Below are 7,473 nucleotides of genomic sequence, written 5' to 3'. Positions count from 1 at the left end.
CTCCTGCATGGAGACGTGATTAGATCACAGACGATCAGCCTGTTCAAATTTCATTAACAAAGTGCGATCCCGCCCTGCATACCAGATAGGGCTCGGGAATATCGATGATGCGCCGCCCCTTGTATTTCCCGTAAGGCATCTTGCTGGCCAGCGTCAGCAAGATGCGCTCATCGCTGAGTCCATCCATATCAATCGATATTCAGGTATTTATGGGTCTGGATGGAGAGTCGCCAGTTACGGGCGATGCAGGTCGCCATGGCCAGCTCCGTGGCCCTGGCTTTCTGGCTGATGGGTTGCAGCGCAATCATCACATCGGGGCGCAGCCGGGCGGTGGCCAGCAGGGCATCCAGCTCCTCGATATGGTGCTCGGTGGCCACCGGATGCTTGATCTCGTTGGCCCGCTCGAGGGCAGAGACCAGCACCGGCAACCCACCCTTCATGCCGATCTTGGGGGAAACAGTCACCCAGGTCTGCTCATGGGTCAGCACCTCGCTGGTCCCGCTGGTTTCGATCTGCACCTGATAACCCGATGCCACCAGGGCCGAAGATAGCTCGCGCAAGTCGTAGAGGCAGGGCTCACCACCGGTCAACACCACGTGACGGGCCCGGTAACCGAGCCGGGTAAAGCTGGCCAGAATATCTTCCGTGCTCATCTTGCTCCAGCCGTCGGACTCATTGGAACGATCGAGCACCTCGCCAGGGGCCACCTCACGCTCGGGGTCCACCACCCAGGTGTGGCGGGTATCGCACCAGGGACAGCCCACCGGGCAGCCCTGAAGGCGAACGAAGATGGCGGGCAGGCCGGTAAATACCCCCTCCCCCTGGATGGTCTGGAAGATCTCGTTGATTGGGTAGTGCATCTTGGTCACGACTTGCTGCAAAGGGGGCGGATTATACCCCAAACCCGGGCCAGGCACAGGCTCAGGATCCGCTTTTCTCGCCCAGTCCGCTCTTCTCGTAAAGTCTGGCACGGATGCCGCTCTTGTCAGCCAGATAGCGATCCAGGCCACGGCGACGCAGCTCGCAGGCCGGACAGGCCCCGCAACCATCTCCCTGGACACCGTTGTAGCAAGTGAGCGTCTGGTGACGCACGGTATCGAGGTGACCGTAATGATCCGCCAGCGCCCAGGTTTCGGCCTTGTCGAGCCACATCAGGGGGGTTTCGAAGCGGATGGGGCGATCCAGCCCCAGGGAGACCGCCTGATTGAGCGCCTTGACGAAGTCGTCGCGGCAATCGGGATAGCCGGAAAAGTCGGTCTCGCACACCCCTGTGATCACCGCTTCGGCGCCCACCTGATAGGCATAGATGGCCGCCAGGGTCAGGAACAGGATGTTGCGTCCCGGCACGAAGGTGTTGGGCAGGCCGTTCTCCTGAAGCTCGAAGCTCACTGGTATGTCGTCCCGGGTCAGCGCAGAGATGGCCAGCTCCCCGAGCATGGCCACATCCATTACCTTGTGGGCGGCGATCCCGAGCGCCGTCGCCAGATGGCGGGCGGTGTCAATCTCCGCCCGATGGCGCTGGCCGTAATCGAAGGTGATGGCATGCACTTCGTCATAGCGGGCCTGTGCCTGCACCAGGCAGGTGGTGCTGTCCTGCCCGCCACTGAAGACCACGACGGCTTTTTTCATGTTTTTCACTCCTCTGGGCAACTCAACGGCGGCGGCCTTGTGCAAAGTCATGCCACTGCCGGTTCAAATGGGTAAACAGGGTCATCAGCGGGGCGAAGCGCTCAGGCTCTCCTTCCCACCGGGACAACAGATGGTAGCCCGCTTCCAGGGTGGACAATGCCTCCTCAAAGGGCTTCTTGCGAATGGAATATTGCCCGGCAATGGCGCCGAGGGTGATCCGCGGCAACCCGAGCAGTGCAGGCGAGCTGTGCAACATGCGATAGGCTTTGCGCCAGGTGCCATCGAGGAGGATGAAGTGGGCTCGCACGGTGCGTCCACGCCTCAGGAGATGCTCCCTTGCCTGTATCAGGGTCAGGGCCTCCTCATCGGGCCACAGCACGTAGCACTGGACAGCGGGGTCGGCAAGCAGGACATTGAGCCCTTCGTCGTCGGAAAAGTCCTCTCCCACATGGATGCGCACATCGGTCAGGGACGCCGCCAGCAACGCAGCCGTCCCCTTGGGGTGACCTACTTCGGCAGGGTGTTGCAGAATATGGAGCGCAGCCAGGTTCGGCACCCGCTGAATATAATCGCACAGGCACGCTTTGAGGGCCCGGGTACAGCGTGTACAGTATCGGCTCTCTTTGTCGTTGGGCTGCTTCATGTTGTCAGGAAAATCGGGTCTGCTCTGGGTCATCGCGCTTTCGCTCGTCACTGCCTTGCTCTTTTTCACCGTGCCAAATCATCAGCTCGCCTTCGATCGCGACCTGATCGCCCAGGGCGAAGGGTGGCGCATCATAACAGGCAATCTGGCACACACCAATGGATGGCATCTGCTGCTCAACCTGAGCGGTCTGGCCGTGCTCTACAGCCTGTTTCAGGAGTACCTGACGGGATGGCGCCTGCCCGTGCTGTTGCTGCTGCTGGGAACGGCGGTCGGACTCGGCATCTGGTGGGGCTGCCCGCAAACCCAGTGGTACATGGGACTCTCCGGCCTGCTGCACGGCTTGTTCGTATGGGGTGCCATGCAGGACATCCGCTTTCGCCGTCACTCCGGCTGGCTGATGCTGGCGGGCGTCGCCATCAAGCTCGGTGTGGACTTTTACAGTGCCGGCGAGAGCCCTGTCTCCGCCTTGATCGGTGCCAGGGTACACATCGAGTCACACTTCATCGGTGCACTCGCCGGCCTGCTGCTCGGTTTCTTCCCCATTCGTCTGGACGCCCAGGCCGTCCACTCCTGAGCTCCCCATAGGCAAAGCCAGCCCACGGCCAAAATGCAGCAGGCCGGATCTGGGATCCGGCCTGCGCTCATTCGCCCATGACGCCGTTACCGGCAAAGCTCGGCATTGATCGCCCCAAGCATGGCGGCGGGATCCGAGGACTGGGTGATGGGACGACCGATCACCAGATAATCCGCCCCCGCCTCCACCGCTGCCAGCGGCGTCATGACGCGGCGCTGATCACCGGCAGCCGATCCGCTCGGACGAATGCCCGGCGTCACCAGCTTGAATTCGGTTCCCAGCAGCCCCTTCAGCACACTCGCCTCTTCCGCGGAGCAGACCACACCATCCAGCCCGGCCGTCTTGGCAAGGGTGGCCAGGCGGATCACCTGTTCTGCCGGCGTCACATCCAGACCCAGGGGCGCCATGTCGGACTGCTCCATGCTGGTCAGCACGGTTACCCCGATGAGCAGGGGCGCGTTGTCGCCGTATGGCAGCAACGCCTCTCTGGCGGCACGCATCATGCGTTCGCCACCGCTGGCATGGACATTCACCATCCAGACGCCCAGCTCCGCACTGGCCGCCACCGCCTTGGCGACGGTGTTGGGAATGTCGTGAAATTTCAGATCCAGGAAGACGTCGAACCCCTTGGCCACCAGTTGACGAACGAACTGGGGACCAAACAGGGTAAACATCTCCTTGCCTACCTTGAGGCGGCACTGGGCCGGTGAGATCTGCTCAATGAAGGCAAAGGCGTCGGCTTCGTGCTGATAATCCAGCGCGACCAGTACTTTGGGGTCTTGCATGTCACTTCCTATGGATTGTTATGCCACAGCCAGGCACAGCAGAGCCGGGGCCCGGTTGCACGCTGGCATCTGAAATTCTTGGGTATCCGTGCTCGCCCGGGCGTGTTGGCCTCGCTGGCGTTTACTCTCCATCCAGCCCTCGGATCGGCTTGATGGTGCCCCACTGCCGGCAGGAAGGGCATTGCCAGAACAGCGAATGGGTGGCAAAGCCGCACTGACGGCACTTGTGGGTCGACTTGATCTTGATCTGCTCACCGACCAGCTGTTGCAGCAGCTCCAGGCTCTCCTTGGCAGGCCCCTCCTCGGCACTGACCAACTGGAAACCGACTAGCTGATAAAAGCCCTTCATGGAGGGGTGGCGACGCAGTTGGCGCAGCACCAGGGCCCGGGCCTGGCTCAACCCATCGCGAGCCTCCACCAGATTGGCCAGTGCCAGGGTCACGCTGACCCCCGCATGATCCTCTACCGCTTTTTCAAGCAGCGGGATAAGCTCCTGGCTGCGACCAAGCTGGCGATAGCATTCGAGCAGTTTTGGCATGGCTTCGGAGGCAAAGTCGATATCCTGCTCGAACACCCGCAGGAGCTCCTTGGCCGCATCCTCGAACCTGCCCTCCTCCATCGCCAGATCGGCCAGCCGCAAGCTGGCGCGGGCACAGGCCGGGTGCGCACCGAGCGCACGCTTGAGCTTGGCGATGCCCGCAGGCTTGTCGCCATCGCGCAAGGCACTCTCCGCCTGTTCGCAATAGAAGTGGGATATGGGCTCGGCCAGCTTCTTGCCCTGGAATTTCTGCAGACGCACCGCCACGGCGATGGCATTGTCCCAGTCACGCAACTGCTGATGAATGATCAGGAGCTGTGCCAGAGCCGTCTCTTCGAAATCGCTGTCATCACACAGCTCTTTCCAGAGTGCTTCGGCCCGATCGAGCAAGCCGGCAGCCAGAAAGTCACGAGCCAGCTCCTGCAAGGCAAGCTGACGCTGCTCACGGGTCAGCTGACGGGCGACCAGGTTCTGGTGGATCTTGATGGCACGATCGACCTCGCCCCGTTGACGGAACAGGTTGCCGAGGGAGAGGTGGGTTTCGATGGTTTCGCTGTCGACTTCCAGCAGCTGGATAAAGAGATCCACCGCCTTGTCCGACTCGTCAGAGAGCAAATAGTTGAGGCCCGCCACGTACTGGCGGGAAAACTGGTTACTCTGTTGCTGGGTGTCCTGGCGAACACTCCTGCGGCCCATGTACCAGCCATAACCGGCGGCGATGGGCAACAGCAGGAAAAGCAGTTCAAGCATCGAGGGACATTATTCCTTGGTTGTCGACCGGGCAAGCTCCAACTCGCGAGATTGACGACGCATGGTTCGGTTCAGGGTGCGATTTTGCAGCTTGAGACGCAGGAACAGCAGACCAAATACCAGCCAGCCCAGCAGAAAACCGCCGGCGAAGAAGAACCCCAGCAACATGGAGAGCGAGAACTCCCCCTGGGCAATCAGGTAGTTGAACTGCACCAGCTGACCATTTTGAGAACCGATGGCAAGGGTCAGGACAAACACCAGCACCAGTGGAATGAGGGCCAAGATACGCTTCATGGGAGCTCCCTGTCTGTAGCGAATGAGTGACTGATTATCCTTAAAATCACAGGCAGACTCTAGCGCGAATGGGAAAAGAGTGTGAGAAACCCGACAACGGGCAGACTCCAGGCCATAAAAATGAAAAAGGCATACTCAGGTATGCCGTTTTCTGCATTATTCGATGATGTTGACGCGTTCGCGCAACTCTTTGCCAGGTTTGAAGTGCGGGACATATTTCCCGGTCAGTTCAACCTTGTCCCCGGTCTTGGGGTTGCGACCCACGCGGGGCGCACGATAGTGCAGCGAGAAACTGCCAAATCCTCGGATTTCAATCCGGTCGCCGTTTTGCAAGGTCGATGCCATCTGCTCAAGGATCTCCTTGATAGCGGCTTCGACATCCTTGGCCGGCATATGCATGCGGCTGGCTGCCAGTTGTTCGATGAGATCTGATTTGGTCATAAGGTTAAATCTCCTTCCACGATCACATGCAATAATCATTTTGCCAAGATAAAAAAGGGCGGCGCAATGCCGCCCTTTTCTTGCATCAAGGATTACTCACCCTTGGCGGCTTTGAACGCTTCCATCATGGCATTGCTGAACACAACTTCTTCTTGTTGGTTCAGGCTGTCGATGGCAACACGCTCGTCAGCCTCGTCCTTGGCACGGACAGACAGGCTTACGGTACGGTTCTTGCGATCAACGCCCATGAATTTGGCTTCAACTTCGTCACCAACAGACAGCACCATAGTGGCGTCTTCTACGCGGTCACGAGCAGCGTCGGAGGCACGCAGGTAGCCTTCTACGCCGTCAGCCAGTTCGATCACGGCACCCTTGGCATCAACCTCGGTAACCTTGCCCTTCACAATAGCACCTTTCTTGTTGTCAGACAGGTACTTATTGAACGGGTCTTCTTCGATCTGCTTGACGCCCAGGGAGATGCGCTCACGCTCCGGGTCCACTTGCAGAACAACGGCTTCGATCTCGTCGCCCTTCTTGAATTCACGCACGGCTTCTTCGCCCTGGTTGTTCCAGGAGATGTCAGACAGGTGAACCAGGCCGTCGATGCCGCCATCCAGACCAATGAAGATACCGAAGTCAGTGATGGACTTGATCTTGCCGGAAACACGGTCGCCCTTGGCGTGAGTTTCGGCAAACAGCTGCCACGGGTTGGATTTGCACTGCTTCAGACCCAGGGAGATACGACGACGCTCTTCGTCGATGTCCAGAACCATCACGTCAACCACGTCGCCAACGTTGACAACCTTGGACGGGTGGATGTTCTTGTTGGTCCAATCCATCTCGGATACGTGTACCAGGCCTTCCACGCCTTCTTCGATTTCAACGAAGCAGCCGTAGTCGGTCAGGTTGGTCACGCGGCCAGACAGACGGGTGGTTTCCGGGTAACGCTTGGCGATAGCAACCCAGGGATCTTCGCCCAGCTGCTTCAGGCCCAGGGATACACGGGTACGCTCGCGGTCGAACTTCAGAACCTTGACAGCGATCTCGTCGCCAACGTTGACGATTTCGGAAGGATGCTTAACGCGCTTCCACGCCATGTCGGTGATGTGCAGCAGGCCGTCAACACCGCCCAGATCTACGAATGCACCGTAGTCGGTCAGGTTCTTGACGATACCCTTAACTTCTTGACCTTCTTGCAGGTTGGCCAGCAGGCTTTCACGCTCGGAGGTGTTCTCGGTCTCGATCACGGCACGACGGGAAACAACAACGTTGTTGCGCTTCTGGTCCAGCTTGATGACTTTGAACTCGAGTTCTTTGTTTTCCAGGTGAGCGGTGTCACGGATCGGACGCACGTCAACCAGAGAACCCGGCAGGAAGGCACGGATGCCATTCAGTTCAACGGTGAAACCACCCTTGACCTTGCCGTTGATGATACCGATAACGGTAGCTTGCTCTTCGTAAGCTTTTTCAAGCTGCAGCCAGGCTTCGTGGCGCTTGGCTTTTTCGCGGGACAGCTTGGTTTCGCCGAAACCATCTTCGATAGAGTCCAGAGCCACGTCAACGGAGTCACCTACGTTGATTTCCAGCTCGCCCATGGCGTTCTTGAATTCTTCAGCCGGGATAGCAGACTCGGATTTCAGACCGGCATCAACCAGTACGAAACCGTTCTCGATAGCAACGACAGTGCCCTTGACGATGGAACCTTGACGGGTTTCAACGGCGTTCAGGGACTCTTCAAAGAGTTGAGCAAAAGATTCGATCATTGTTTATGTCACAAATGAAACATCCACTTGCAATCCGGCACAAGCGGGGTTGT

9 protein-coding genes and 1 pseudogene are annotated in these 7,473 nt (G+C 58.9%); 1 reads left to right on the top strand and 9 read right to left on the bottom strand.

The window, feature by feature from the left end:
• Positions 1-58: 58 nt before the first annotated feature.
• The 4 genes and pseudogenes from OKC30_RS08640 to OKC30_RS08625 form a co-directional block, all read right to left on the bottom strand.
• Positions 59-187, bottom strand: a pseudogene (locus tag OKC30_RS08640) (putative quorum-sensing-regulated virulence factor); the annotation flags it as partial.
• A 1-nt stretch (position 188) separates the two neighbouring features.
• Positions 189-860 carry a 7-carboxy-7-deazaguanine synthase QueE gene (queE, locus tag OKC30_RS08635; RefSeq protein ID WP_010674994.1) on the bottom strand — a complete coding sequence of 224 codons (672 nt, stop codon included), beginning with the start codon at positions 858-860 and terminating at the stop codon, positions 189-191.
• Positions 861-921: 61 nt separating this feature from the next.
• Positions 922-1,629, bottom strand: a complete 708-nt coding sequence (gene queC, locus OKC30_RS08630; protein WP_160837225.1) for a 7-cyano-7-deazaguanine synthase QueC — start codon at positions 1,627-1,629, stop codon at positions 922-924.
• Positions 1,630-1,651: 22 nt separating this feature from the next.
• Positions 1,652-2,305 (bottom strand): tRNA-uridine aminocarboxypropyltransferase, encoded by a 654-nt coding sequence (locus OKC30_RS08625; RefSeq protein WP_175429526.1) that lies wholly within the window; start codon positions 2,303-2,305, stop codon positions 1,652-1,654.
• Between OKC30_RS08625 and rrtA the strand changes: the two genes are divergently transcribed.
• A complete protein-coding gene (rrtA, locus tag OKC30_RS08620; protein ID WP_223931729.1) occupies positions 2,271-2,849 on the top strand; it encodes a rhombosortase in 579 nt (192 codons plus the stop codon). The two genes, OKC30_RS08625 and rrtA, sit on opposite strands and share 35 nt — an antisense overlap.
• Positions 2,850-2,935: 86 nt before the next feature.
• On the opposite strand, the gene pyrF is transcribed toward rrtA, so the two are convergent.
• The 5 genes from pyrF to rpsA form a co-directional block, all read right to left on the bottom strand.
• Positions 2,936-3,634 (bottom strand): orotidine-5'-phosphate decarboxylase, encoded by a 699-nt coding sequence (pyrF, locus tag OKC30_RS08615; RefSeq protein ID WP_160837227.1) that lies wholly within the window; start codon positions 3,632-3,634, stop codon positions 2,936-2,938.
• A gap of 121 nt (positions 3,635-3,755) precedes the next feature.
• Complete coding sequence (gene lapB, locus OKC30_RS08610) at positions 3,756-4,922, bottom strand: lipopolysaccharide assembly protein LapB (RefSeq protein WP_160837229.1); 1,167 nt, start codon at positions 4,920-4,922, stop codon at positions 3,756-3,758.
• Positions 4,923-4,931: 9 nt separating this feature from the next.
• Positions 4,932-5,216, bottom strand: a complete 285-nt coding sequence (locus OKC30_RS08605; protein ID WP_010675000.1) for a LapA family protein — start codon at positions 5,214-5,216, stop codon at positions 4,932-4,934.
• A 156-nt stretch (positions 5,217-5,372) separates the two neighbouring features.
• Positions 5,373-5,657 (bottom strand): integration host factor subunit beta, encoded by a 285-nt coding sequence (gene ihfB / locus OKC30_RS08600; protein WP_005299934.1) that lies wholly within the window; start codon positions 5,655-5,657, stop codon positions 5,373-5,375.
• Positions 5,658-5,749: 92 nt separating this feature from the next.
• The gene (gene rpsA / locus OKC30_RS08595; protein WP_270809593.1) at positions 5,750-7,420 is read right to left on the bottom strand and encodes a 30S ribosomal protein S1; all 1,671 of its coding nucleotides are present in this window, start codon (positions 7,418-7,420) and stop codon (positions 5,750-5,752) included.
• Positions 7,421-7,473 lie beyond the last annotated feature (53 nt).

This window comes from Aeromonas sp. QDB18 (genome assembly GCF_027705325.1).
GTDB classification, from domain to species: domain Bacteria; phylum Pseudomonadota; class Gammaproteobacteria; order Enterobacterales; family Aeromonadaceae; genus Aeromonas; species Aeromonas caviae.
Note: the sequence above shows the minus strand (reverse complement) of the source record. Positions and strands in the feature narration are given on the sequence as shown.